At 72.8% G+C, this 25139-nt stretch carries 18 protein-coding genes; 11 read left to right on the forward strand and 7 right to left on the reverse strand.

The features are described from left to right. The 3 genes from ABT336_RS12490 to ABT336_RS12500 all read left to right on the forward strand — a co-directional run. Positions 1 to 449: prephenate dehydrogenase dimerization domain-containing protein (locus tag ABT336_RS12490; RefSeq protein ID WP_350896647.1), on the forward strand; the 449-nt coding region annotated here is incomplete at its 5' end. 9 nt (positions 450 to 458) lie between these two features. Next, the gene (locus tag ABT336_RS12495; RefSeq protein WP_350896649.1) at positions 459 to 1103 is read left to right on the forward strand and encodes an SIMPL domain-containing protein; all 645 of its coding nucleotides are present in this window, start codon (positions 459 to 461) and stop codon (positions 1101 to 1103) included. Then, positions 1100 to 1750 carry a nucleoside/nucleotide kinase family protein gene (locus ABT336_RS12500; protein WP_350896650.1) on the forward strand — a complete coding sequence of 217 codons (651 nt, stop codon included), beginning with the start codon at positions 1100 to 1102 and terminating at the stop codon, positions 1748 to 1750. Before ABT336_RS12495 ends, ABT336_RS12500 begins: the two co-directional genes overlap by 4 nt. Here the strand turns inward: ABT336_RS12500 and ABT336_RS12505 are convergent. Further along, positions 1727 to 4357 carry a hypothetical protein gene (locus ABT336_RS12505; protein ID WP_350896651.1) on the reverse strand — a complete coding sequence of 877 codons (2631 nt, stop codon included), beginning with the start codon at positions 4355 to 4357 and terminating at the stop codon, positions 1727 to 1729. The genes ABT336_RS12500 and ABT336_RS12505 overlap by 24 nt on opposite strands. Before the next feature lie 358 nt (positions 4358 to 4715). On the opposite strand from ABT336_RS12505, the gene ABT336_RS12510 reads away from it, so the two are divergent. Continuing rightward, on the forward strand, positions 4716 to 8000 hold the full coding sequence (locus ABT336_RS12510) for a S8 family serine peptidase (RefSeq protein WP_350896652.1): 3285 nt from the start codon (positions 4716 to 4718) through the stop codon (positions 7998 to 8000). A 55-nt stretch (positions 8001 to 8055) separates the two neighbouring features. Here the strand turns inward: ABT336_RS12510 and dapD are convergent, their stop codons facing one another. After that, positions 8056 to 9015: a 2,3,4,5-tetrahydropyridine-2,6-dicarboxylate N-succinyltransferase gene (gene dapD, locus ABT336_RS12515; protein WP_350896653.1), complete on the reverse strand. Its 960-nt coding sequence runs from the start codon at positions 9013 to 9015 to the stop codon at positions 8056 to 8058. A 146-nt stretch (positions 9016 to 9161) separates the two neighbouring features. Here dapD and dapE point away from each other — a divergent pair, with 146 nt between their 5' ends. After that, a complete protein-coding gene (dapE, locus tag ABT336_RS12520; protein WP_350896655.1) occupies positions 9162 to 10235 on the forward strand; it encodes a succinyl-diaminopimelate desuccinylase in 1074 nt (357 codons plus the stop codon). Between the two features lie 66 nt (positions 10236 to 10301). Here the strand turns inward: dapE and ABT336_RS12525 are convergent, their stop codons facing one another. Continuing rightward, positions 10302 to 10469 carry a hypothetical protein gene (locus tag ABT336_RS12525; protein WP_350896656.1) on the reverse strand — a complete coding sequence of 56 codons (168 nt, stop codon included), beginning with the start codon at positions 10467 to 10469 and terminating at the stop codon, positions 10302 to 10304. Between the two features lie 152 nt (positions 10470 to 10621). On the opposite strand from ABT336_RS12525, the gene ABT336_RS12530 reads away from it, so the two are divergent. The 6 genes from ABT336_RS12530 to ABT336_RS12555 all read left to right on the forward strand — a co-directional run bounded on the left by ABT336_RS12530 (position 10622) and on the right by ABT336_RS12555 (position 21544). After that, positions 10622 to 11485, forward strand: coding sequence for an LOG family protein (locus tag ABT336_RS12530; RefSeq protein ID WP_350896657.1), 864 nt, complete (start codon positions 10622 to 10624; stop codon positions 11483 to 11485). 4 nt (positions 11486 to 11489) lie between these two features. Continuing rightward, positions 11490 to 12089 (forward strand): LOG family protein, encoded by a 600-nt coding sequence (locus ABT336_RS12535; RefSeq protein WP_350896658.1) that lies wholly within the window; start codon positions 11490 to 11492, stop codon positions 12087 to 12089. A gap of 202 nt (positions 12090 to 12291) precedes the next feature. Then, complete coding sequence (locus ABT336_RS12540) at positions 12292 to 15975, forward strand: ATP-dependent helicase (RefSeq protein ID WP_350896659.1); 3684 nt, start codon at positions 12292 to 12294, stop codon at positions 15973 to 15975. Positions 15976 to 16012: 37 nt separating this feature from the next. Further along, positions 16013 to 19603 carry an ATP-dependent helicase gene (locus ABT336_RS12545; RefSeq protein WP_350896661.1) on the forward strand — a complete coding sequence of 1197 codons (3591 nt, stop codon included), beginning with the start codon at positions 16013 to 16015 and terminating at the stop codon, positions 19601 to 19603. A 211-nt stretch (positions 19604 to 19814) separates the two neighbouring features. Further along, a complete protein-coding gene (gene cspE, locus ABT336_RS12550; protein ID WP_101369720.1) occupies positions 19815 to 20018 on the forward strand; it encodes a transcription antiterminator/RNA stability regulator CspE in 204 nt (67 codons plus the stop codon). Positions 20019 to 20233: 215 nt separating this feature from the next. Then, positions 20234 to 21544: a DEAD/DEAH box helicase gene (locus ABT336_RS12555; protein WP_350896662.1), complete on the forward strand. Its 1311-nt coding sequence runs from the start codon at positions 20234 to 20236 to the stop codon at positions 21542 to 21544. Positions 21545 to 21618: 74 nt separating this feature from the next. Here the strand turns inward: ABT336_RS12555 and ABT336_RS12560 are convergent, their stop codons facing one another. The 4 genes from ABT336_RS12560 to ABT336_RS12575 are packed head-to-tail and all read right to left on the reverse strand — an operon-like array spanning position 21619 to position 24944. Then, the gene (locus tag ABT336_RS12560; RefSeq protein WP_350896663.1) at positions 21619 to 22548 is read right to left on the reverse strand and encodes an ABC transporter permease; all 930 of its coding nucleotides are present in this window, start codon (positions 22546 to 22548) and stop codon (positions 21619 to 21621) included. After that, a complete protein-coding gene (locus ABT336_RS12565; protein WP_502891163.1) occupies positions 22538 to 23332 on the reverse strand; it encodes an ABC transporter ATP-binding protein in 795 nt (264 codons plus the stop codon). The genes ABT336_RS12560 and ABT336_RS12565 overlap by 11 nt, the downstream gene beginning before the upstream one ends. Then, a complete protein-coding gene (locus tag ABT336_RS12570; RefSeq protein ID WP_350896664.1) occupies positions 23329 to 24417 on the reverse strand; it encodes an ABC transporter substrate-binding protein in 1089 nt (362 codons plus the stop codon). The genes ABT336_RS12565 and ABT336_RS12570 overlap by 4 nt, the downstream gene beginning before the upstream one ends. A 38-nt stretch (positions 24418 to 24455) precedes the next feature. Then, positions 24456 to 24944 (reverse strand): RrF2 family transcriptional regulator, encoded by a 489-nt coding sequence (locus ABT336_RS12575; protein ID WP_350896665.1) that lies wholly within the window; start codon positions 24942 to 24944, stop codon positions 24456 to 24458. Positions 24945 to 25139: the final 195 nt, after the last annotated feature.

Genomic DNA, 25139 nt, shown 5'->3' on the forward strand with positions numbered 1-25139 from the left:
ACCTCTGCGACGCGGTCCTCGGCCTGGCCGCCGGGAGTTTCCGCGACGGGACCAGGGTCGCCGGCAGTCCGCCCGCCCGGACGGCGAACATGCTGCTCGCCAACCGGGAGCAGGCGCTGCGCCAGTTGGGCGAGGTACGGGCCCACCTCGACCGGCTGGCCACCGCCCTGGACGCCGCCGATCCGACCCGCCTGGTCGGGCTCCTGCGGGGGGCCGAGTCCGCCCGTACCGCCCTGACCGGCCGGACCGTACGGGCCGAGGAGCGCCGGTTCCCCCTCACCGCCGCCGACGCCGAACTGGCGTACCTGCTGGGGCTCGGTGAGCGGGGCGGCCACCTGACCGGGTGCCTGGTCGTCGACGACGAGGTCCACTACACCTGCCGTCTTCCGGAAGGCTCCACCCCGGGAGCCGAGAGCATTTCGGGCTCGGGCATCGGCCCTTCCTTATAGGATGGTCCGATGGTGGATGGACCGGTGGTGTCTGTGCGCGGCGAGGCGTACCGCGAGGTGGAGCCCGAAGTCGCCCGTTTCCGGGTCACCGCGATGGCGCGGGACAAGGACCGGGAGGCGACGCTCACCCGGCTCGCCGAGCGGGCCGCGGCCATCCGGGTGCTGCTTGAGTCGTACGGCCCGGTGGTCGAGCGGCGGGAGACCGGTGACCTTCAGGTCCGCCCGGAGACGAAGCGCTCCGGTGAGCGGGTGGTTGCCTACCACGGAAGCGTGACCACCACCGTCACCGTCACCGACTTCACCGCCCTGGGCGAGGTGATGCTCCGCCTCGCCGACCAGGACCAGGTCGAGGTCGCCGGGCCCTGGTGGGCGCTGCGGCCGGACAGTCCGGCGCACCGGGAGGCGCGGCGGGCCGCCATCGCCGACGCGGTCGCCCGCGCCCGGGAGTACGCCGAGGCGCTCGGTGCCCAGGTGACCGCCCTGATCGAGCTGGCCGACACCGGGATGGGCACCCAGCCGATGATGAGGATGGCGTACGCCACCGGTGGGATGGCCCAGGAGGGGCGGCCGGAGCTGGATCTCGACCCCCAGGCGCAGTCGGTGCAGGCCAGCGTCGAGGCACGGTTCACGATCAGTGATCCGGTTCTCGCGTGACGACTGTCGTCCGACACTTCACCCTCGACGGGTTGGTGGCCCGGGCGAAGCGGCTCGCCGAGACCGGGCCCCGTCAACTGCTCGGCATCGCCGGGCCCCCCGGGGCGGGTAAGTCCACCCTGGGGGAGCGGCTGGTGGTCGAGGTCGGGCCGACCGCCCGACTGGTGCCGCTGGACGGGTTCCACCTGGCCCAGGCCGAGCTGGTCCGGCTGGGGCGGGCCGACCGCAAGGGTGCGCCGGACACCTTCGACGCCAACGGCTTCGTCTCGCTGCTGCGCCGGGTGCGTCGGCTGGAACCCACCTCCGTCTATAGCCCGGAGTTCCGGCGGGACCTGGAGGAGCCGATCGCCGGGGCGATCGAGGTGCCACCCTCGGTCCGGCTGGTGGTGGTCGAGGGCAACTACCTGTTGTTGCCGGACCCGCCCTGGGACGAGGTACGCACCCTGCTGCACGAGGCGTGGTTCCTCGACGTCGACGCGGAGCTGCGGATGCGTCGACTGATCGCCCGGCACGAGGCGTACGGCCGTACCCCGCAGGAGGCCCGGGGCCGGGCGACGGGCAGCGACGAGATCAACGCCCGGCGGATCGGCCAGACCGCCGACCGGGCCGATCTGGTGGTGCGGTTAGCCGATCCGCTGCCGGGGTGACGGGATGTCCCGGCGGAGCAGCCGGGCGACCCGGGCCCGTTCCACACCGAACTCCGGTGACTCGGGGTAGCCGCTGTGGCTGCGGATCGGGGGGTCCCGTACCTCCCCGTCGCTGGGGTACAACGCTTCCGGGTCGCGTACCGGCAGGTCCCGGCCACCGGCGGCGACGGCCCAGCCGAGGGGGTCGGTGGCCCGCCAGAAGTTGGTCCACCCGGCCGGTCGGCACAGCGGCTTGGTGAGCAGCGGCAACTGCTCGGGGCCGAAGTACGAGGGGAAGACCCGTCCGTAGAGCCGGGTGAACTGGCAGCCGTAGGAGAAGAACCAGATCCGGGCCCGGCAGCTGGCCGGGAGTTGCAGCAGGACGGCGGCGCAGATGACGGTGCCCTGGCTGTGCCCGGAGAGGATGATCCCGTCGATCCGACGCGGGTCGTGCTGGGGCAGGGCGAGCAGACCGGCCATCCGGGTCTGCAACTCGGGTACCGCCCGTTCGGCGTAGCAGGGCGGGGCGAGGGGGTGCGCGCCCCGGGGCCAGAAGGTGGCGACGTCCCAGATCACGCCGACGGTGCGGCGGACCGTCTCGTTGCGGTACACCAGCAGCCCGAGGGCGGCGGTGGCGGCGGGGAGCCAACCGAGGAGGGAGTCCCCGACGTCGGCGACCACCTTCACCGCGACGTGCCAGCCGGTCACCGTCATCGGGTGGGGACGCTCGTGGGACAGGGCGGCGGCGCAGGCGAGGACGGCGATCAGCGCGGACATCACCCCGTACCGGCCGATGAGCCCGAGCACCTCCTCCCCGACCAGCCGGTGCAGGGCCCGGTAGGTGCTGACGTCGCGGCTGCGCCGCAGCTCGTGGGCGGAGAGCCGGTTCCCGGGGGGAGCCAGGCGGGCGTACTCCCGGCGGCGGAGTCGAACGAAGATCACCAATGCGTTGGCGATGGTGACCAGCACCATCAACAGGGCCGTCATGAACGCCAGCCCGGCCCACATCACCGGGATGGGCGGGGTGATGGCGGACTCCCCGCTGGGGGTCGCGCCGTTGTTGAGTCGGTCGGTGGCCCAGTAGAGCGCCCCCGCGCAGTACGCGACGAGCAGCAGCCAGCCGAAGCCGGCGAGGACGGCGGGGCCGCGTCCGCCCCAGGAGACGTCCGAGTGGGCGGCGAGCGGCCGGGCCGGGGCAGCGGATCGGGTACGGGGCAGCACCAGGCCGACGCCGGCGAGCAGGCAGGCGGGGACGACGAGGGTCCAGACGGCCAACCCGGCGGGGGCCGGGGGGACCCCGGGCAGCCCACCGGCGATCCAGATCCCTGCGGCCGTGATCAGGAGCGTCGCCGCGACCGGCGGTACCAGCGCTCGGCGACCGGCCCGGGTGATAGCGCCGATGGCGATCAGGAGCAGCACCTGTCCGGTGCCGAACCAGGCGAGGATCCAGTCGTACCAGGGCAGCGAGCAGTCCCTCGCACACCCGGGCAGGCCGGGGTCGTCGGCGCAGCCGACCGGGGGGCGGAGCGTGGACAACTGGTCCCCGTCGGTTCCGCTCGGCAGGAGCAGGAACAGCACCGTACCGGCGAGTCCGAGACCGGTCAGCGCGAGGACCGCGAGGCTCCACCGGCCGAGCGGGGTGGCCCCGGCGCGGCGGCTCAGCCAGGGCCGACCGAGCGCCACCACGGCGATGACCAGGACGGCGACGAAGAACGTCACGGTGGTCCAGGCGACGAGGGCCCGTGCCGCTCGGGGCGGGTCCAGGGCCATCACCACGCCCAGCGGCACCGCGGCGGCGGCCACCGTTCCGACGCACAGGTGCAGCACCGCCGAGCGTCGCAGCTGTCCCTCACCACCCCAGAAGGTCCGGTCCTGCAACGGGCTCTCCGGTGGGCAGGCGGCGGAGCCGGCCGAGCCCACGCCGTCGTCGTCGAACCCGTCGGTGCGGGGGTCGAGGCCGTCGTCGGTCAGGTCGGTCGGGTCGGTCTCGGCCGGGTCGTCCGGGTCGGCGTCGGGACCCTGCGAGGCGGAGGTGGCGGGTCGAGCCGGCATCTCCGCCTCGTACTGGTAGGTGCGCCAGCTGAGCAGCCAGAGGAAGGCCATCAGGCCGAGCGGGACCAGCAGACCGACGGCGAGCGGTCGGGAACCCGACTGCCACCAGCCCTGCCCGAGGAACTCCCACGGCCCGGGGATCCGGCTCAGGCAGGCCTCGTCGACGCACTGCCAGCCGATCAGGTCGACGCCGACTCCGGTGGCGGCCAGGGAGAGGGCCGCGGTCATGCTCAGACAGAAGAGCCGGATCAGCCAGGCGGCGAGGCCCGAGCGGCTGCCCCAGCGTTCCCGGTCCGGGTCCGGGGGGATTCCGGGCCGGGCGTGCAGGGCCACGTTGGCCAGGGCAAAGGGGAGGAGCAGCGTCCACAGGGCCCGGTAGATGTCGCGCGCGGTCCGCGCTCCGGAGGTCAGCTGCCCCCAGCTGTACGCCTCGACTGTGAGCGGTGCCCCGTCCCGGAACGGGGTGGGCCGGTAGAAGCCGGTGGTCTCGCTTCCGGCGACCAGCCACGGTCGTGGCCCGTCACCGCCGGGCTCCGGACGCAGACCGAGGATCTGGTCCGGCGGAGTGTTTGACACTCCGTGGACGCGAAGTTCGAGAACTCGACCGGCCATCACACCCTCCAGTGAAGGAGTCACTACCCAGAGTGCTCTCATTTCCGGGGGTCTGCCACCCCCGATCGGGTGCTTTGTTGCAGCTCAGCGGGGTGGCGGGTGGCCCAGGGGGTGGAGCCCTCCGCTGTGGAGGTCACTGGGGATCGCGGACCGCCCGACTCCACTTTGTGCTGAGTTCGTCACGCTCCGGCCTTCTTTGTTGGCTGTCCGTCATGAAATTCTGACTCGTGTCGATGCGAGTTCCGTCAGTGACGATGCGTCAGGAGGGAAACCGTTGCACCGAGGTAGAAGAACATCAGCGTTCGGTCTCGTACTCGCTCTGGTGGTGGGGGTTCCGGCGGCGGCGTCAGCAGCTCCCGCGCGACTGACGGTCGGCCCGGCGGCGACCGTCGCCACCCCACCGGAGCAGCCCAACCAGCCCGGGGCGGCCACCGTCACCCTGATCACCGGGGACCGGATCACTGTGGACGCGACCGGCGGGCTCAGCGTCCGCCGGGGACAGGACCGGTCCGGGATACGGTTCCTGGTCCAGCGGGACAGGGGGAACGTGACGGTCCTGCCGTCCGACGCCCTGCCGCTGGTCAGGTCCGGGAAGGTGGACCGGCGACTGTTCGACGTCACCGGGCTGATCGAGGCCGGCCTCGACGACGCCCACCGGGGTGACCTGCCGTTGCTCGTCGGATACCGGTCGCAGGCCGGTCAGCGGCGTGGCGGCGTCGACCTCGGCGGGGCCCGGGTCACCCGGGACCTGCCTGTCATCGGGGGTGCCGCCGTCAGCGCACGCAAGGACCGGGCGCAGGCGGTCTGGACGGCCGTCACCACCGGCTCGGTCGCTGCCCGTACCGACACGGCGGGGGGTGTCGGTCGGATCTGGCTGGACGGTCGGCGGCAGCTCACCCTCGAACACAGCGTGCCGCAGATCGGGGCTCCCGCCGCTCACCGGGCCGGGTGGACCGGACGCGGCGTCACGGTGGCCGTCCTGGACACCGGGGTCGACGTCGAGCACCCCGACCTCGTCGGTCGGGTCGCCGACAGCCGCAACTTCACCGAGGTGTCCGAGCCGGGCGACGAGGTGGGGCACGGGACCCACGTCGCCTCTACCATCGCCGGCAGCGGGGCGGCCTCCGACGGGCGCAACCGGGGAGTTGCCCCGGACGCGACCCTGATCAGCGGCAAGGTCTGCGAGACCAACTCCTGCACCGAGTCGGCGATCCTGGCCGGGATGCAGTGGGCCGCGCAGGAGAAGCGCGCCACAGTGGTCAACCTGAGCCTCGGCGGCTGGGACACCCCGGAGATCGACCCGTTGGAGGAGGCGGTCGAGACCCTGACCGCGAGCACCGGGACGCTCTTCGTGATCGCTGCGGGCAACGACGGCAGCGACGGCTCGGTCGGCTCACCCGGATCGGCGGACTCGGCCCTCACCGTCGGCGCTGTGGACCGCGACGACGACCTCGCCGACTTCTCCAGCCGGGGCCCCCGGGTCGGCGACGACGCCCTCAAGCCGGACGTGACCGCCCCCGGGGTGGACATCGTCGCCGCCCGGGCGAGCGGCACCACGATGGGAGAGGTGGTCGGCGAGGGTTACGTGTCGGCCTCCGGAACCTCGATGGCCACCCCGCACGTGGCCGGTACTGTGGCGTTGCTCGCCCAGCGGCACCCCGACTGGCAGGCCGGTCAGCTCAAGGCGGCCGTCACCGCCTCGGCCGAGCCCAATCCGGAGCTGACCGCGTACCAGCAGGGGGCCGGTCGGGTCGACGCGGCGCGCGCCGTCGACCAGCTCCTCACCAGCGAGCCGGGCGGGGTGTCCTTCGGCCGGACGCAGTGGCCGCACGACGACGACGAGCCGATCGTCAAGACCGTGACCTGGCGCAACGGCGGCACCACTCCGCTCACCCTCGACCTGACGTTGACCGCCACCGACCCCGACGGGGAACCGGCTCCGGCCGGGGTGTTCACCCTCGGGGCGCAGCAGGTGACGGTACCGGCGGGCGGGGAGGCGTCGGCGTCAGTCACCGTCGACACCAGCGTCGACGGGCCGGACGGCTACTACACCGGGCGGATCGTCGCCACCTCCGGCGAGGTACGGGCGGTCACCCCGATCGCCGTGCACCGCGAGGTGGAGAGCTACCCGGTGACCTTCCGGTACCTGGACTCCACCGGGGCCGCGGCCGCCGAGGCGGTGGCCTACCTGGTCGGGCTGGACAACTGGAGCTTGACGGAGGCCGGCGAGGGTGTGTACCGGCTCCCGAAGGGCCGGTACGGGCTGGTCGCGTACGTCCTGGAGCGTGAGGGCGAGGAGGTGGAGAGGATCTCCGCCCTGGCGTGGCCGGAGGTGACTGTCACCAAGCCGACGACGGTGACCGCCGACGCCCGCAGTGCCCGGCCGGTCCACACCTCGGTCCCGGAGCCCTCGGCGGTGCCCGCCCTGATCGACCTCAGCGCCGAGTTCGCCGTCGACGAGGACGGTGGGTACGGCTTCAGCCTCTGGGCCGACGAGTTCGCCGGGCTGTACAGCGCCCAGGTGGGTCGGCGGGGCTCGGCCGAGCAGTTCGTCGGTTCGGTGAGCAGCCAGTGGATCAAACCCGGCGTGCCGAGCACCCCCTACCTGTACGCGGTTGCCGAGGCCCTACCCGGCCGGTTCCCGACCGGGTACGTCAAGGACTTCCGGCGGCAGGACCTGGCCAAGGCCGTCCACCAGTTCCGGGGTCCCACCCCGGGGCTGGAGTTCGAACGGACGGTCTTCCCCCGGTTCCCGAAGCACGACACCGGCTCGTCGGCGGCAGTGCTACCCACCGCGGTCCCCGGGCAGCGGGTCGAGTGGCACAACACGAAGAACGTCCACTGGCAGAGCTCGCTCTACTCCGGCAAGCGCACGGAGGAGGACTGGCTGGACTTCTACACCGCACTCGACGCCGACCCGAAGGCGTACCGGGCCGGTAAGACCTACCGGGACACCTGGAACGTCGCACCGTACGGGCCGTCGGTGAACGCGAGGTGGCCGATCGTCGGGCGGTTCGGGGACACCATTCTCGTCTCCGCGCCGCTCTACGACGACCAGGCCGGGCACTACGGGGCCTCGATCAGCGACCGGGGGCGGACCGCGCTCTACCGCGACGGGGAACTGGTCGGGGAGACCGACTACACGGGCTTCGGCGAGTTCGAGGTCCCGCCCGGCGGGGCGAAGTACCGGGTCGAGGTCACCGCCGAGCGGAGCTTCACCGACCTGGCCAGCCGGATCGAGGCGACCTGGACGTTCCGGTCCCGGCACGTCCCCGACACGGATTTCGTCCCGGTGCCGGCCATGGCGGTCCGGTTCACCCCGGAGCTACGCCCGGACAACAGCGCCCCGGCCGGGCAGCGGTTCCTGATCCCGTTCGACATCCAACGTCAGGGGAGCACCGCCGAGGTGAAGGCGGTGACGGTGGAGGTGTCGTACGACGAGGGGCAGACCTGGCGGCGGTCCCAGGTCCAGCAGGTCGGCGACCGGTGGGTGGCCGCCGCCCGGCACCCGGCCGGGAAGGGACACGCGTCGCTGCGGGCCACGGTCCGCGACGCCGCCGGCAACACCCTGACCCAGGAGACGATCGGGGCGTACCGCCTGCGGTGAGCCGTTGACGCACCGACGGACCCGGCGGTCGCCGCCGGGTCCGTCGGTCGGTACGTCAGTCGTTGGCGTGCAGCGCGGCGTTGAGCGCCACGCCCTGGCCGGTACGCGGCTTCGCCTCCAGCGCGCCAGTCACCGAGTTGCGCCAGAACAGCAGCCCGTCCACCCCGGAGAGCTGCTTGGCCTTGACGACCGCGCCGTCCGGGAGGGTGATCTTGGAGGGGGCGGTGATGTAGCACCCGGCCTCCACCACACAGTCGTCACCCAGGGAGATCCCCACCCCGGCGTTGGCGCCGATCAGGCTCCGCTCACCGATGCGGACCCGGTCGGTGCCGCCACCGGAGAGGGTCCCCATGATCGAGGCGCCGCCGCCGATGTCGGAGCCGTCCCCGACCACCACGCCCTGCGCGATGCGACCCTCGACCATCGAGGTGCCGAGCGTGCCGCCGTTGAAGTTGACGAAGCCCTCGTGCATGACGGTGGTGCCGGCGGACAGGTGCGCGCCGAGGCGGACCCGGTCGGCGTCGGCGATCCGTACGCCGGAGGGGACCACGTAGTCGGTCATCCGGGGGAACTTGTCCACCCCGTACACGGCCAGGTGGCGGCCGGCGGTCCGCTCGATCACCCGCAGCTCGTCAACCCGCTCCGGCGGGCACGGCCCGGCCGAGGTCCAGGCGACGTTCGCCAGCTTGCCGAAGATCCCGTCGAGGTTGATCTCGTTGGGCCGGACCAGGCGGTGGGAGAGCAGGTGCAACCGAAGGTACGCGTCGGAGGCGTCGGCGACCGGATCGGCCAGGGAGCCGATCACGGTGACCACCTCGACGGTACGCAGACCGGGCAGCGCCCGGTCGCCGATCGCGCCCGGCGGCAGGTCGAGGACGTCGGCCTGCTCCTCGCCGGGAACCAGTGGCAGGTCCCCCAGTCCCAGCTTGCCGGTCGGGTACCAGGTGTCGAGCACCTGCCCCTCGGCGGTGGTGGTGGCCAGACCGATACCCCAGGCGGGTTGTGCGGACGTCACTGCTTCACCTTTCTCCGTCACGGCTGCGGGACGCGTCGCCGCGATCACCGGGCGGCGTGCTGCCGCGCGTGATCTCCAACGCGGCGGAGCGCCTGCGGGCAGGCTCACCCCTCGCGTGTACCGGAACTGACGGTACCGTGCGAATCATGGAGAACCCGCTTACCCCCGAGGTCCTCGCCGATCCGGTGGCCCTCACCCGCGCGCTGGTCGACATCGAGTCCGTTTCGCTCAACGAGAAGGTGATCGCCGACTGCGTGGAGGAGGTGTTGCGGAAGGTGCCGCACCTGACCACCCACCGGTTCGGCAACACCGTGATGGCCCGGACCGACCTCGGTCGGGACTCCCGGGTCGTGCTCGCCGGGCACCTGGACACGGTGCCGCTGAACAACAACTTCCCGGCCACGATGCGTGGCGACCTGATGTACGGCTGCGGCACCTCGGACATGAAGTCCGGGGTGGCGTACGCGCTGCACCTGGCGGTCACCCTGCCCGAGCCGAGGTACGACGTGACGTACTTCTTCTACGAGGCGGAGGAGATCGAGCAGCGGTACAACGGGCTGTTCCTGGTCGCCGAGGCGCACCCGGAGTGGCTCACCGCCGACTTCGCGGTGCTGCTGGAGCCAACGTACGGGGTGGTCGAGGCGGGGTGCCAGGGCACCATGCGGGCGGTGGTGACCCTCACCGGCGTACGGGCCCACTCGGCGCGCTCCTGGCACGGGGTGAACGCCATCCACCGCGCCGGTGAGCTGCTGCGTCGGTTGGAGGAGTACCAGTCCCGACGGGTCACCATCGACGGATGTGACTACCGGGAGGGGTTGAACGCGGTCCGGATCAACGGCGGGGTGGCCGGGAACGTGGTCCCGGACCTGTGCGAGATCGAGGTGAACTTCCGGTTCGCGCCGGACCGGACCCCGGCCGAGGCGGAGGCGCACCTGCGGGAGCTGCTCTCCGGGTACGACCTGCGGATCACCGACTGCGCGGCCGGTGCCCGGCCGGGGTTGGGGGCCGCCGTGGCCAAGGAGTTCCTGGACGCGGTGGGGGAGGCACCGATCGGCAAGTTGGGCTGGACCGACGTGGCCCGGTTCGCCGCCATGGGGATTCCGGCGCTGAACTTCGGCCCGGGGGACCCGAACTTCGCCCACCACCCGGACGAGCACGTCGAGCTGTCGAAGATCCGTGACGGGGCCGCCACTCTGCATCGCTGGCTGGCTCAGCCCTGACCGGCCGTTCTCCTGTTCCACGGACCGCCCTGGCCGGTCCGGCCTGAGCCGGTCCGGCCAGGGTCGTCAGTGGGTGGGGGTCAGGCTGGCCGGATCGGTGGGGCGGTCGGCCGCCTCGCCCACCGGATCGGTGACCTCCTCGGCCAGGCGGGTCCGCCGACGTTCGGCCACCACGTCCTGGATCCGCCGTTGCATCTGTCGTCGAATCCGGATCATCTCGCTGTTACTGATCACGCTCTGCTCCTCCCCCGAAGCGCGCCCAGGCATACCCGGTATGTGAATAGTAAGACGTACGCGCGACCGAATTAGTTGCCCATGATCACGAAATTCCTACGGACGGGCTGGTCGGCGTACCCGAAAGGTGCCGCTCCATTACGGTTGCTCCCATGAGTCAGAGCCACGGCAGCGACACCCCACGGGCGCCAGGACGGGAACGACACCGGGGGGCCGTGACCCTGCGTCGCGGTGCCATCCCGGACAGCACCGCCGACCAGCGGCTGCTGGACTCGCGGGGACGCAGCGACTGGAAGACCCGGGACGCGTGGCGGGCGCTGCGCATCCTCTCCGAGTTCGTCGAGGGGTTCGACACCCTCGCCGACCTGCCGCCCGCGGTCAGCGTCTTCGGCTCCGCCCGGAGCAGCCCGGACAGCCCGGAGTGTCGGCTCGCCGAGGCGCTCGGTGCGGCCCTGGCCCGAGCCGGGTACGCGGTGATCACCGGCGGTGGGCCGGGCGTGATGGAGGCGGCGAACCGGGGAGCCAGCGAGGCGGGCGGGCTCTCCGTCGGCCTCGGCATCGAACTCCCCTTCGAACAGGGCATCAACGAGTGGGTCGACCTGGCCATCGACTTCCGCTACTTCTTCGCCCGCAAGACCATGTTCGTCAAGTACGCCCAGGCGTTCGTCGTCCTGCCCGGCGGCTTCGGCACCATGGACGAACTCTTCGAGGCGCTCACCCTGGTCCAGACCGGGAAGGTGACCCGGTTCCCGGTGGTCCTGATGGGCACCGAGTACTGGCGGGGTCTGCTCGACTGGCTGCGGGACACCATGGCGGTCGGCGGCAAGATCGGGCCGGTGGACCTGGACCTCATCTGCCTGACCGACGACGTCGACGCGGCGGTACGCCACATCGTGGAGGCCGAGGCCGCGCTCTCCGTCGAGCAGGAGGCGGTCCGGCAGGAGAGCGTCGCCCGTACCGCCGCCGACCAGCAGGCCGCCGCCCGGGGCGACGCCCCCGACGGGTCGGAGGGCTGACCGGGTGGCGGCGATCTGCGTGTTCTGCGCCTCCTCCCGTACTCTCGACCAGCGCTGGTTGGACCTCGCCGCCGAGACCGGCGCGGAGATCGCCCGTCGGGGACACACGCTGGTCAGCGGGGGTGGATCCGTCGGGATGATGGGTGCGCTGACCGAGGGCGCCCGGGCCGCCGGGGGTACGACGGTCGGGGTGATCCCGCAGTCCCTGGTGGACCTGGAGGTCGCCGACCTGGCCTCCGACGAACTGCTTGTCACCGACAGCATGGCCGCCCGCAAGATCCTCATGATCGAACGGTCGGACGCCTTCCTGACCCTTCCCGGCGGCCTCGGCACGCTGGACGAACTCTTCGAGGTCTGGACGACGGCGACCCTGGCCATGCACACCAAGCCGATGGTCCTGGTGGACACCGACGGCTTCTACGGTCCCCTGCTCGACTGGCTCGCCGCCCGCACCGCCGAGAACTTCCTCAAACCCGCCGGCCTGGACCTCCTGACCGTCGCCCCCACCCCGCAGAAAGCCCTGGACCTCCTCGCCCAATCCCCATCCATACGAACCAACCGCCCGGATTCCGGCGGCCGGATCGGCACCGACCCGACCCGGTGATCAAGGGGTTTGCGTCACCCCGGAGATCGAATCTGACCGAAACCCCTTGATCACGCCACCGGCCGGCGGGGGCCGGGCGGGGAGGGGGCGGGGAGGGGGCGGGGCGGGGGCCGTGCGGGGAGGGGGGCGGGGAGAGGGCGGGTGGGAGTTGGTGGGGGAGTGTCGGTGGGGGAGTGTCGGTGGGCAGTGGTGGGATGAGGGGATGCAGGTGTATCGGCTGGTGCGGCGCACCGGTGCCGCTGTTCGGGAAACGGTGCGTGGGCCGAGCCCGCTGTCGGCGGGTGCCGACGGGTCCGTCGAATCGGATGTGCCCACCGAGGTGGACCACTCGGCGGGCCCGGTCGGGTCCGAGGGTTGCGCGGACACACCGGGCCGGGACCGGTCGGTGGACGGGGGTCGGCGGGCCGACCCGGTGCAGGCCGAGGTCGTCGGGCACACCGACGGGCCGATGCTGGTGGTCGGCGGGCCGGGCACCGGCAAGACCAGCACCCTGATCGAGGCGGTCGCCGCCCGGGTGGCCGAGGGCGTCGACCCGGAACGTGTCCTGGTGCTCACCTTCAGTCGGCGACAGGCCACCGACCTGCGCCGACAGATCGAGGCCCGGATCGCCCTCGACGGACACCGGGTGATCCGGGAACCGCTGGTCCGCACCTTCGCGGCGTACGCCTTCGGGTTGTTGCGTCGGGCCGCCACCGACCGGGGTGAGCCGTCGCCCCGGCTCCTCACCGGCCCCGAGCAGGATCTGATCATCCGCGAGCTGCTCGACGTGGTGGGCGTGGAGGGCGAGGACGACCCGGTGGGGTGGCCGGAGGACCTCCGCCCGGCGCTGCGTACCCGGGCCTTCGCGGCCCAACTGCGCGACCTGCTGATGCGGGCCGCCGAGCGCGGGGTGGGCCCGGTCGAGCTGGCCCGCCTGGGTGAGCGACTCGGCCGCTCCGACTGGTCGGCCGCCGCCCGGTTCCTCCGGGAGTACGTCGCCGTGCTCGCCCTGCGAGACGTCGCCAACCGTGGTTCGGTCGGTTACGACCCGGCCGAACTGGTCCGGGCGGCCCGGGGACTACTGCTCGACGATCCGGACCTGCTCGCCGCCGAGCGCCGCCGCCTGGCGTACGTGTACGTCGACGAGTTGGCAGACACCGACCCCGCCCAGGTGGACCTGCTGGAGGTGATCGCCGGTGGAGGGAAGACACTCGTCGCCTTCGGCGACCCGGACTCCTCGACGTACGCGTTCCGGGGCGCGGATCCGCAGGTGGTGAACGCCTTCGGGCACCGGTTCCGGACCTGGTCGGGTGCCCCGGCGGCGAAGGTCGTGCTCGGCACGTCGTACCGGGCGGGGTCCCGGTTGTTGGCAGTCACCGGGCGACTGGGTCGTCGGCTTCGCGGCCCCTCCGCGCACCGTCACCTGACCCCGCTGCCGGACGCGGAGAGCGGGTCGGTGACGGTACGGACGTTCCGTTCCGCCACCAGCGAGGCGGCCTGGCTGGCCCACGCCCTACGGACGGCACACCTGATGGACGGGGTGCCCTGGTCCCGGATGGCGGTGCTGGTGCGTTCCACGGCCCGACAGCTTCCCCACCTGCAACGGGCACTGCACGCGGCCGGGGTGCCGGCAGTGGTCAACGGCGAGGACCTGCCGCTGCACCTGCAACCAGCCGTCGCACCCCTGCTGCTCCTGCTGCGCTGCGCGCTCGAACCGGACCGGCTCGACGAGGAGTCGGCGGTGGCGCTGCTGCACTCCCCGTTCGGCGGGGCCGATCCGCTGGCCGAGCGGCGGCTCCGGCAGGGGCTACGGGTCATCGCCCTGGCCCGGGGTGACCGCCGACCCTCCGGGGAGCTGATCGTCGAGGCGTTGCGCGACCCGGAGGAGATCGGTGAGATCGACCGCCGGTGGGCGGAGCCGGCGCAGGCGGTGGCCGGCCTGCTGGCTGTCGCCCGGGAGACCGCCGACCAGCCCGGCGCGACCGCCGAGGACGTGCTCTGGGCGGTGTGGGACGGCAGCGGCCTGGCCGAGCGGTGGGCCGGGGCGATCGTCAGGGGATGGGCGGCCACCGGGGAGCACGAGAGCGCGCAACGCTGGCGGGCGGAGGCCGCCGACCGGGACCTCGACGCGGTCCTGGTGCTCTTCGACGCCGCAGCCCGGTTCACCGACCGGCTGCCCGGTGCCCGGGCCGAGGTCTTCCTCGATCACGTCCTCGGGCAGGACCTTCCGGCGGACACCCTGGCCGCCAGCGCCGACCGGGGTGAGGCGGTCCGACTGCTCACCGCGCACGCCGCCAAGGGCGGGGAGTGGGACCTGGTCGCTGTCGCCGGGGTGCAGGAGGGGGTCTGGCCCGATCTTCGGTTGCGCGGCAGCCTGCTCGGCTCGGAGCGACTTGTCGACGTGCTCGCCGGTCGGGCCGAGGCCGGTGGTCGGGTCGCCGGCCTGGTCGGGCAGACCTCGGCCCTGCTCGACGAGGAGCGTCGGCTCTTCCACGTGGCTGTCACCCGGGCCCGCCGTCGGCTGCTGGTCAGCGCGGTCGCCTCGGCCTCGGTGGGTGGGGACGACCACGAGGAGCAACCCAGCCGGTTCCTGTACGAACTGGGCCCGACCGAATCGACCGAACCGACCGAGGCGACGGGCCCGACCGAGCCGACCGAGGTGACCGAGGCGACGGGCCCGACCGAGCCGACCGAGGTGACCGAGGCGACGGGCCCGACCGAGCCGACCGGGGTGACCGAGGCGACGGGGCCGACCGAGGCGGTCGAGTCGACCGAGGCGACCGGGCAGGTCGAGCCGACCGAGCCCGCCGAGTCGGGCGGGTCGGCGGGGTCGAGGACGGCGGCCGAGTCGAACCGGGCAGCCGGGGGGTCGGGTCGCGTCTCGGTGCTGCCTGTGGGACGGCCACCCCGGGCGTTGACCCTGTCGGCGCTGGTGGCCGAGTTGCGTACCGCGGTGACCGACCCCGATGCCGCGTCGGCCCGGCGGCGGGCGGCGGCGGGTGAACTGGCCCGGCTCGCCGCAGCCGGGGTGCCCGGCGCGCACCCCGACGACTGGTGGGGGCTGCGGGGGCTCTCCGACGACCGGCCCCTGGTCGCCGACGGCGACCCGGTGCGGGTGACCCCGTCGGGCATGGAGAGTGCGCTGCGGTGCAGCCTGCGATGGCTCCTGGAACGGCACGGGGGCAGCTCGTCGCCGAGCGCGGCGCAGGGCGTCGGGAACCTGGTGCACGCCGCCGCGATGCTCGCCGAGGACGCCAGCGTCGACAGGTCGGCCCTGCTGGAGTACGTCACCGCCCGGTTCGACGCCATCGAGCTGGCCGCCCGGTGGATGGCCGGGCCGGAACAGGACCGCGCCGAGGCCATGGTGGACAAACTGCTGCGGTGGCTGGCCGGGAACCCGCGTCGCCTGCTCGCCATCGAACACGAGTTCGCGGTCCGCCTGGACGATCCGCACCGCCCGGTGCAGCTGACCGGCCGGGTGGACCGGCTGGAGGTCGACGCCGACGGTCGCCTCGTCGTGATCGACCTGAAGACCGGACGCTCCACCGCCGTCAGCACCACTGACGTCGCCGAACACCCGCAGCTCGGCGCGTACCAGGCGGCGGTGGAGGCGGGGGCGTTCGCCGAGTACGGCGACACCTCCGGCGGGGCGGCGCTGGTGCAGCTGGGTACCGGTGGTCGGGAGGCCCGGGAGCAGGGCCAGGCCCCGGCCGGGGAGGGGCCGGCGGCGGGCTGGGCGACCGCCCTGGTCAGGCGGACCGCCGATACGATGGCGGCGGCCACCTTCGCCGCCGTGGCCAATTCCAAGTGCCGGGTCTGTCCGGTCCGCACCAGCTGCCCCGTCTCCGGTCAGGGTCGCCAGGTGGTGGAGCCGCCGGTCCCCCGTCGCCGTGACCGCGAGGAGTGACAGTGCCGACCTCGCCCCCGCGCCGGGAGGGGAGCCCGTGACGCAGCCCGCGCTCTTCGACTCCGGCACCGCCCCGGCCCCCCGACGGGCCGACTCCGGTCCCCGCTACACCCCTGTCGAGCTGGCGAAGCTGCTCCGGCTCCCGGCACCGACCCGGGAACAGGCGGAGATCATCTCCGCGCCGGTGGAGCCGGTCCTGGTGGTCGCCGGGGCCGGTTCGGGCAAGACCGAGACGATGGCCGCCCGGGTGGTCTGGCTGGTCGCCAACTCGTACGTCCGACCGGAGCAGATCCTCGGGCTCACCTTCACCCGCAAGGCCGCCGGTGAGCTGGCCCACCGGGTGCGTACCCGGTTGGACCAGCTGATCCGCCGGTTGGGCCGGCACGGGCGGAACCCGGCCGACGACCCGTTCGCCGGTGAGCCGACGATCTCGACGTACCACTCGTACGCCGCCCGGATCGTCACCGAGCACGGGCTGCGCGCCGGGTACGAACCGGCCACCCGGCTGCTCACCGAGGCGTCCCGTTGGCAGCTGGTGGACCTGCTGGTCCGCAACTACGACGGGGACATGTCCGAGGTGAACCGGATGCCCAGCACCATCACCGACGCGGTGTTGGCGCTCGCCGGGGAGCTGGACGAGCACCTGGTCTCCCCGGACACCCTCGCCGCCTGGACCGGTCGGTTCTTCGCCGAGGTGCAGTCCCGCCCCGGCCGGATCTACGCCGACGTCCGCCGGGCGCTCCAGCTCCAGCAGATCAGGTTGAAGCTGCTGCCGCTGGTGCGGGCGTACGGCCGCCGCAAGGCTGACTTCGAGGCGATGGACTTCGCCGACCAGTTGGCCCGGGCGGCCGGGGTGGCCCGGGACCACCCGGGGGTCGGGGCGGTCGAACGGGACCGGTTCCGGGTGGTCCTGCTCGACGAGTACCAGGACACCAGTCACGCGCAGGTGGTGCTGCTCAACGCGCTCTTCGGCGGTGGGCACCCGGTCACCGCGGTCGGCGACCCCTGCCAGTCGATCTACGGTTGGCGGGGGGCGAGCGCCGGCACCCTGGACCGGTTCCCCGTCGACTTCGCCCGCACCGACGGCACGTCGGCCCAGGTGCTCGGCCTCACCACCAGTTGGCGTAACCGCCCGGAGATCCTCGCGGTGGCCAACGCCCTGGCCACCCCGCTGCGGGCCGCCGGTGCCCGGGTGCCCGAACTGCGGGCCGCGTTCAGCGTGGCCGAGCCGATCCCGCACCGTACGCCGAGGGGCTACGCCGCCGCGACAGTGCACTGTGCCCTGCTCGACACGTACGCCGAGGAGGCCGACTGGATCGCCGACAGTGTGTTGGCGTCCTGGCGGGGGGCCGCCGGGACGCCGGGGGCGCTGCCGGAGCAGATCCCGGTGGACCGGCGTCCGACCACCGCCGTGCTGGTCCGGTTGCGCAGCCAGATCCCGGTCATCGAGTCGGCGCTGCGCGAGCGGGGCCTGCCGGTGGAGGTGGTCGGGTTGGGTGGGCTCCTGGACACCCCGGAGGTCCGGGACGTGGTGTGCACCCTGCGGGTCCTCGCCGATCCCACCGACGGTGCGGCGCTGCTGCGGTTGTTGACAGGTGCCCGGTGGCGGATCGGCCCCCGCGACCTGGTGGCCCTGCACCGCCGGGCCCGGGCGATCGCTGTGGCCCGTCGTGAGCTGGCCGGTAGACGCGCCCCGGAGCACCCCGGTGACACCCGAACGGACCGCCCCGGTGACGCTCACCCGGACCGTGCCGGTGGGGCCCGGGTGGACGCCGCCGCAGGGGAGGAGCCGGAGATCACCGTCGACGTCCTCGACGAGGCGACGCTCGTCGAGGCGTTGGCCGACCTCGGTCCGGCGCAGGCGTACTCGGCGGAGGGGTACGCGCGACTTCGCGCGTACGCCCAGGAGTTGGCGCTGCTGCGCTACCGACTGGACCAGACGATGCCGGAGCTGATCGCGGACGTGGAACGGACCATGGGCCTGGACGTGGAGGTTGCGGTCCGGGCGGGTCGGGAGGGCGCTGGCGACGCCGGTCTGGCCCGGGGGCACCTGGATGCCCTCGCCGACGTGGCGGCCCGGTTCAGCGGGGAGACCCCGGGGGCGACCCTCGCCGGGTTCCTCGCCTTCCTCGCCGCTGCCGAGGACTCCGAGCGGGGGCTGACCCCGGGCGAGGTGGAGGTGGTGGAGGGGGCGGTGCAGGTCCTCACCGCACACGCCGCCAAGGGCCTGGAGTGGGACGTGGTGGCGGTGGCCGGGCTGACCCGGGGTGGCTGGCCGGGGCCGTCCCGCAACTCCGACCACTGGCTGGGAGGGCTCGGTGTGCTGCCGTTCCCGCTGCGCGGGGACGCCGACGGCCTGCCCGACCTGGCCCTCGCCGACACCGTCGACCAGCGTGGGGTGGCCCGGGCGGTGGCCGACTTCGCCGATGCCTGGCGGGCGCACGACGAGCGGGAGGAACGTCGGCTGGCGTACGTCGGGGTGACCCGACCACGGCGGTTGCTGCTCTGCTCGGGGTACTGGTGGGGGGAGGGGACGAAGCGTCCCCGGGGGCCGTCGGTCCTGCTGCGCGAGGTGCACGACGCCTGCCTGGACGGCGGGGACGGGTACGTCGTCAACGAGTGGGCGCCGGAGCCGGGCGGTGACGCTGTCAACCCGACCACCGAGGTGGTGCTGCGCGCGGAGTGGCCGGCCGACCCGCTGGGTGCCCGCCGGCCGGCGTTGACCGAGGCCGCAGCCCTGGTGCGACGCCTGCTCACCGACGACCGGCGGGCGGTACCGGAGCCCGACGGCCCCGCCCCGACGGCAGGCCCGCCGACCGGTGCCGGGTCGGCCGACCCGAGTCTCGACCCGGGAAGGACCGCGTCGGGTGGCGACGCTGGAGGGGCCGGCCCGGGTGGCGACGCGGGGGTGGCCGATCCGGAGGCGGACCGGTGGCGACGGGAGGTGGATCTGCTCCTGGCCGAGCGGGCCGAACTGCTGCGCCGGGCCGACGCGGTGGAGGTGGCCCTGCCCGACCAGCTCTCGGTCACCCAACTGGTGGCGTTGCGTCGTGACCCGGCCGACCTGGCCAGGTCGTTGCGTCGCCCGATGCCCACCCGGCCGAACCCGTACGCCCGGCGGGGCACGACCTTCCACGCCTGGCTGGAGCAGCGGTTCGGGGCGGACCGGCTGCTCGACGTGGACGAGTTGCCAGGTGCCGCCGACGCCGAGGCCGCCCCCGACGAGGCCCTCGTCGAGTTGCAGGAGCGTTTCCTGGCCAGTGAGTGGGCCGACCGGGTGCCGACCGAGGTGGAGGTGCCGTTCGCCACGGTGCTCGGCGGGGTGGTGGTCCGGGGCCGGATGGACGCGGTGTTCAGCCGTCCCGGGGGGCGGTTCGACGTGGTGGACTGGAAGACCGGCCGACAACCGACCGGGGACGAGGCGCAGACGGTGGCGGTGCAGTTGGCGGTCTACCGGCTCGCCTGGGCGGAGCTGGCCGGGGTGCCTGTGGAGCGGGTCGGAGCGGCGTTCCACTACGTACGCTCCGGGGTGACAGTCCGGCCTGCGGACCTGCTCGACGCCGACGGGCTCACCGGGCTGATCACGGGGGTGCCGGAAAGTCCAGCCGATCCACCCCGCGCCGGTTGATCCCGTGGTACGTTGGCTGCGTTGCAGTTTTGGTTACCAGAGGCTCTGTGTGCGCCTGGCGGATTGTGGCCCCAGGCGCACTTTGTTGTGTCCGGAGTTCTCCGGGCGGGGCGACCAGCAGCGACACCGCGACTCGCGCGTCAAGCGTGGGCGCTCAGACTCGACCCGCAGCAGGTGCGGGTGAGACCGTTCCGTCAAGGAGACGAAACAAATGGCAATTGGCACCGTCAAGTGGTTCAACGCTGACAAGGGCTTCGGCTTCATCACCCCGGACGGCGGCGGCGCCGACGTCTTCGCCCACTTCTCGGCCATCCAGTCCTCGGGCTACCGGTCGCTGGACGAGAACCAGCGGGTCGAGTTCGAGGTGACCCAGGGCCAGAAGGGCCCGCAGGCGGAGAACATCCGCCCGATCTGACGCAGCGACACCGCGCAACATCCACCGTGTCCGTCCCGGACGCGGTGACGCGGTCGACCCGCCCCGCCGCGCCCCCGTACCTTCGGGCACGCGGCGGGGCGGTTCCCCGCACCCAACCTGGTTCGTGCTTGTGACCGCCGGTGGTCCGCCCCGGTGACCGCGCCGCTCTGGCGCGCGCCTCCTCGACACGTGCCGTTTCGAGGAAGGCTCCTGCCATGACCACGCACGCCATCACGTCGACCGAAGCGCCGACGTTCGCCGCCACCGGGCTCGCCCCGGCGCTGCTCGCCGCCCTGTCGGCCCAGGGGATCGACAGGCCGTTCCCGATCCAGGCGGCCACCCTGCCGGACGCCCTCGCCGGCCGTGACGTCCTCGGCCGGGGCCGTACCGGCTCCGGCAAGACCCTCGCCTTCGGGCTGGCGGTGCTGCACCGTACCGCCGGACGCCGGGCCCGCTCCGGTCGTCCCCTGGCCCTCGTCCTGGTGCCGACCCGGGAACTCGCCCAGCAGGTCACCACCGCGCTCGACCCGTACGCCCGGGCTGTCGGCCTGCGGACCGCGACGGTCGTCGGGGGGCTCTCCCTCAGCCGACAGGCGGAGGCACTGCGGGCCGGGGCCGAGGTGGTCGTGGCCACCCCAGGCCGGCTGCACGACCTGATCGACAGGGGCGACGTCCGCCTCGGCGAGGTCGGGATCACAGTGCTGGACGAGGCGGACCAGATGGCCGACATGGGCTTCCTGCCGCAGGTGACGAAGCTGCTGGAGCAGGTCGCCCCCCGTGGGCAGCGACTGCTCTTCTCCGCGACCCTCGACGGTGGGGTGGACCGACTGGTCCGCCGGTTCCTCGTCGCGCCGGTGTCGCACTCCGTCGACCCGGGCACCGCGACGGTGACCGCGATGGCCCACCACGTACTGCACGTCGAGACGGCCGACAAGCCGACCATGCTGGCCCGGATCGCGGCCCGGGACGGGCGGACGATCATGTTCATCGGGACCAAGCACCGCGCCGACCGGGTGGCCCGACAGCTGCTCACCCGAGGGGTCCGCGCCGCCGCACTGCACGGGGGCAAGTCCCAGCCGCAGCGCACCCGGATCCTGGAGCAGTTCCGCACCGGCCAGGTCACCGCGTTGGTCGCCACCGACGTGGCGGCCCGGGGGATCCACGTCGACGGGCTCGACCTGGTGGTCAACATCGACCCGCCCGCCGAGGCGAAGGACTACCTGCACCGGGGCGGCCGGACCGCTCGGGCCGGGGAGTCCGGCGCGGTGGTCACGCTGGTCCTGCCCGAGCAGCGCCGGGACGTCTCCCGGCTGTTCAACGCCGCCGGGATCCAGCCGCAGACGCTGTCGGCCCGTCCCGGCGACGACGCCGTGGCCCGGGTCACCGGTGCCCGGGAGCCCTCCGGCGTGCCGGTGACCATCAACGGTTCGTCGCCGGCCCGGCGCGGTGCCCCCGCCTCCGGGTCCGGTGGTGGTACGGGTGCCCCGCGTCGCCCCCGGCGGCCCCGCCGCCCGCGTACCGCCTGAGTCGTCGGTTCCGCCTGGAACGGCCGCAGCCCCCGTCTGACAGACGGGGGCTGCGGCCGTTCGGTGTCGTCGGGTCAGGACTGCTGGAGACCCCACCGTCGGCGCAGGGCGTTGTCGACGGCGTTGAACAGGATGTCCACCAGGATCCCGAGCAGCAGCACGATGATGATCCAGGAGAGCAGCCGGGGAGCGTTGTTGAACTCCCGGGCACCCTGCAACAGTGAGCCGATCGAGCCCTGACCGGCCACGATCACCAGCAGCTCACCGGCCATCAGGCTGCGCCAGGCGAACGCCCAGCCCTGCTTGAGACCGGAGATGAACGACGGCAACGAGGCCGGCAGGATCAGCAGCCGGTACAGCGACAGGCCGCGCATGCCGAGCACCTTGCCGACCCGCAGCCAGGTGGGTGGCACGTAGTCGATCCCGCTGATCAGACCGTTGGCCACCGAGGGGGCCGCCCCGAGGATCACCACGAACAGGATCGCCGTCTCGCTGATCTGGAACAGCAGGATCGCGAAGGGGAACCAGATGATCGACGGCATGGTCTGCAGACCGGTGATCAGCGACCCGATCGCCGCGCGGAGCGGCCGGAACCGGGCGACGGCAGCGCCGATCACCGTGCCGATGGCCACCGCCAGCAGGAAGCCGGTGACGGCCCGCTGCGCGGTGATCGCGATGGCGGAGGGGAACTCCGGGCTGACGACGAGGTCCGCGAGGTCCTCGAAGACTGTCAGCGGGGCGGGCAGGGCGAAGGGCGGCTTCCACTCGGCGAGGAAGACGATCTGCCAGACCACGATCACCAGGGCGATGGCGAGCAGCTTCGGCCAGGCGCTGCTCCACACCGCCCGACCGATGTCGGCGGCCCGTCCCTCGGTCCGCTTCGGGCCGAGTTCCAGCGCGTCGAGACCGGTCACCTCGTCGGCGCTGGTCGTCCGGGTGGGCGTGGGCGGGGAGTCCTCCGGATCGGCCAGGGCCGGACCGCCGGTGGGCTTCTCACTGGGCATGGCGGGACACCTCCGCACGGAGCCGGTCGGTGATGGTGGCGGCGAGCCCGGCGACCTCGGTGGAGTCGATCCGGCGGGGGCGGGGCTGGTCCACCCCGAACTCCTCGATGATCCGGCCCGGTCGGCTGCTGAGCAGGACCACCCGGTCGCCGAGGCGGACCGCCTCCCTGACGTTGTGGGTGACGAAGAGCACGGTCAGGGAGCGCTCTCGCCAGATGCGCTCCAGTTCGTCGTGCAGGATGTCCCGGGTCATCGCGTCCAGCGCGCCGAACGGCTCGTCCATCAGCAGCAGGTCGGCGTCGGCGGCCAGGGCCCGGGCCAGCGCCACCCGCTGGCGCATCCCACCGGAGAGTTCGTGCGGGCGCTTGTGCCCGAACCCGGAGAGTCGGACGGTCTCCAGCAGCGCGGCGGCCCGTTCCCGTCGCTCCTCACGCCGCACACCGCGCAGCCGCATCGCGATCTCCACGTTGCGGGAGACGGTCAGCCAGGGGAAGAGCGCCGGTTCCTGGAACATCATCGAGACCCGGTGACCGCCCAGCTCGATGGTGCCCGCGCTGGCCGGGTCGAGCCCGGCGACCAGGGAGAGCAGGGTGCTCTTGCCGCACCCGGAGGCTCCCAGGAGGCAGACGAACTCGCCGGGCCGCACGGTCAGCGACAGCCTGTCGAGTGCGAGCAGGGCCTTGTTGCCACGTCCGTACGCCTTGGACACGCCGTCGAGGCGAACCGGACCGGGACCCTTCCCGGAATCGGTCGCCCCGACGGCGTCGTGGTCGAGCAGACTCACGAGCTACCACCCTCACCGCTGACCTCGGGCTTGCCGGCCGCCTTGAGGAGTTCGTTGAGCGGGCCGAGGTGGTAGATGCCGTTCAGGTCGACCGGGTCGAGCAGGCCGACCTCCTCGGCGTGCTTGGCGCTGCCGTACAGCGACGGTGCGACGGGGTCGACGGTGAAGGTCAGGTTGGCGAAGGACGCCTTCAGGATGTCCTCCTTCAGGGTGTTGCCGCTGAGCGCCTGGAGCTGGTCGTTGGCGGCCTTGGCGGCCTCCTCCGGGTTGCTGTTGACGACGTCGACAGCGGCGATGTGCCCCTCCAGGAGCTTGCTGACCAGCCCCGGGTTCTTGTCGAGGAACTCCTTGCGGACGATCAGGTGGGTGGTGACGAACTCCCCACCGGGCCACTCGTCCTTCTCGTCGAGCAGCACCTTCGCGCCGTGTTCGAGGACCAGTCGGCTCAGGTGCGGCTCGGGCACCCAGGCGCCGTCCAGCGCGCCGCTGCCGAACGCGGTGATGATCTCCGAGTTCGGGGTGGGCAGGACGGAGACGTCGCCGCCGCCGTTGGTGTCGGTGTTCAGGCCGTTCTTCTTCAGCCAGTAGCGCAGCGCCACGTCCTGCGTGTTGCCCAGCTGGGGGGTGGCGATCTTCTTGCCCCGCAGGTCCTGGACGCCGTTGATGCCCGGCTTGACGACCAGGGCGGCACCACCGGAGGTGCTGCCGGCGATGACGTGCAGTGCCGTGCCCTTGGACTGGGCCCAGCCGTTGATCGCCGGGTTGGGGCCGATGTAGGTGGCGTCGATGGCGCCGTTGAAGAGCGCCTCGATCGCCGACGGTCCGGCGTTGAACGGGGTGGTGGTGAGGTTGATGCCGTCGCCCAGCTTCTCGGCGAAGATCCCGTTCTGCACACCGACCAGGGCGGGGGCGTGGGTGATGTTGGGGAACAGACCGAGGCGCAGTTCGGTGGCCTCGCCGCCACCGGCGCCGTCCCCGTCGCCGCCGCAGGCGGTGAGGGCACTGACCGCGAGCAGTGCCGCGGCGGTCGCCGCGAGGGCGCGGGTACCGCGTCCCCGGAGGGTGCGGAGGGTGCGCGAGTTCATTCGTTCTCCAGTCGTACCGGGTCGGCCCCGGGTCGGCGTCATGCGGATGTGGGAGGTGCCGGCTCGCGGACCGGTTCGGCGTCGTTGCCGTCAGGTTCGGCCCGCGATGAGGGTTGCGAGGAGGTGGCGTCCTGGGTGAGCAGGTCGGCGAGGCTGGTGCGGTCGACGACGTCGCCGATCGCCCGGTGCACGGCGAGCCACACCGTGCCCAGACCGGCGGCGGGACCGTGGTATCGGGTGGTCTCGGCGGGGAGGCCGCGAACCACTGTGAGGACACCGCTGACGGCGCGCAGGACGTCCCCGACGGAGATGTCGGCGGCGGGGCGGGCAAGGCCGTAGCCGCCCTCGACGCCCCGGTGGCTGTGCAGCAGGTCGGCCCGGCGCAGCTCCAGCAGGATGTCCTGGAGGAAGCTGGGTGGGATCTTCTGGTCGGTGGCGAGGGTGCCCGCCTTGACCAGCCCGCCGTGCGCGGCGGCGATGGTCAGCATCGCGCGTACCGCGTAGTCACCACGGGCCAGGACGTACATCGTCTGTCGGTTCCCATCGCTGTGCCGGTCGGCCGGGGGACCCCGCCGGGTACGGCAAAGTGGAGTTCTCCTACCTGATTGATAGGGATACTGGAACACGCGGTCCGCTCAGGTCAAGCACCGATCCGGATCGTGGAAGAGAAGGCAGATCACAGCGAGCGGGTCAAAGCGCCCGGACCAGTACGAACGTGCGGA

Source organism: Micromonospora sp. NPDC000207 (assembly GCF_040300925.1).
Lineage (GTDB): Bacteria > Actinomycetota > Actinomycetes > Mycobacteriales > Micromonosporaceae > Micromonospora.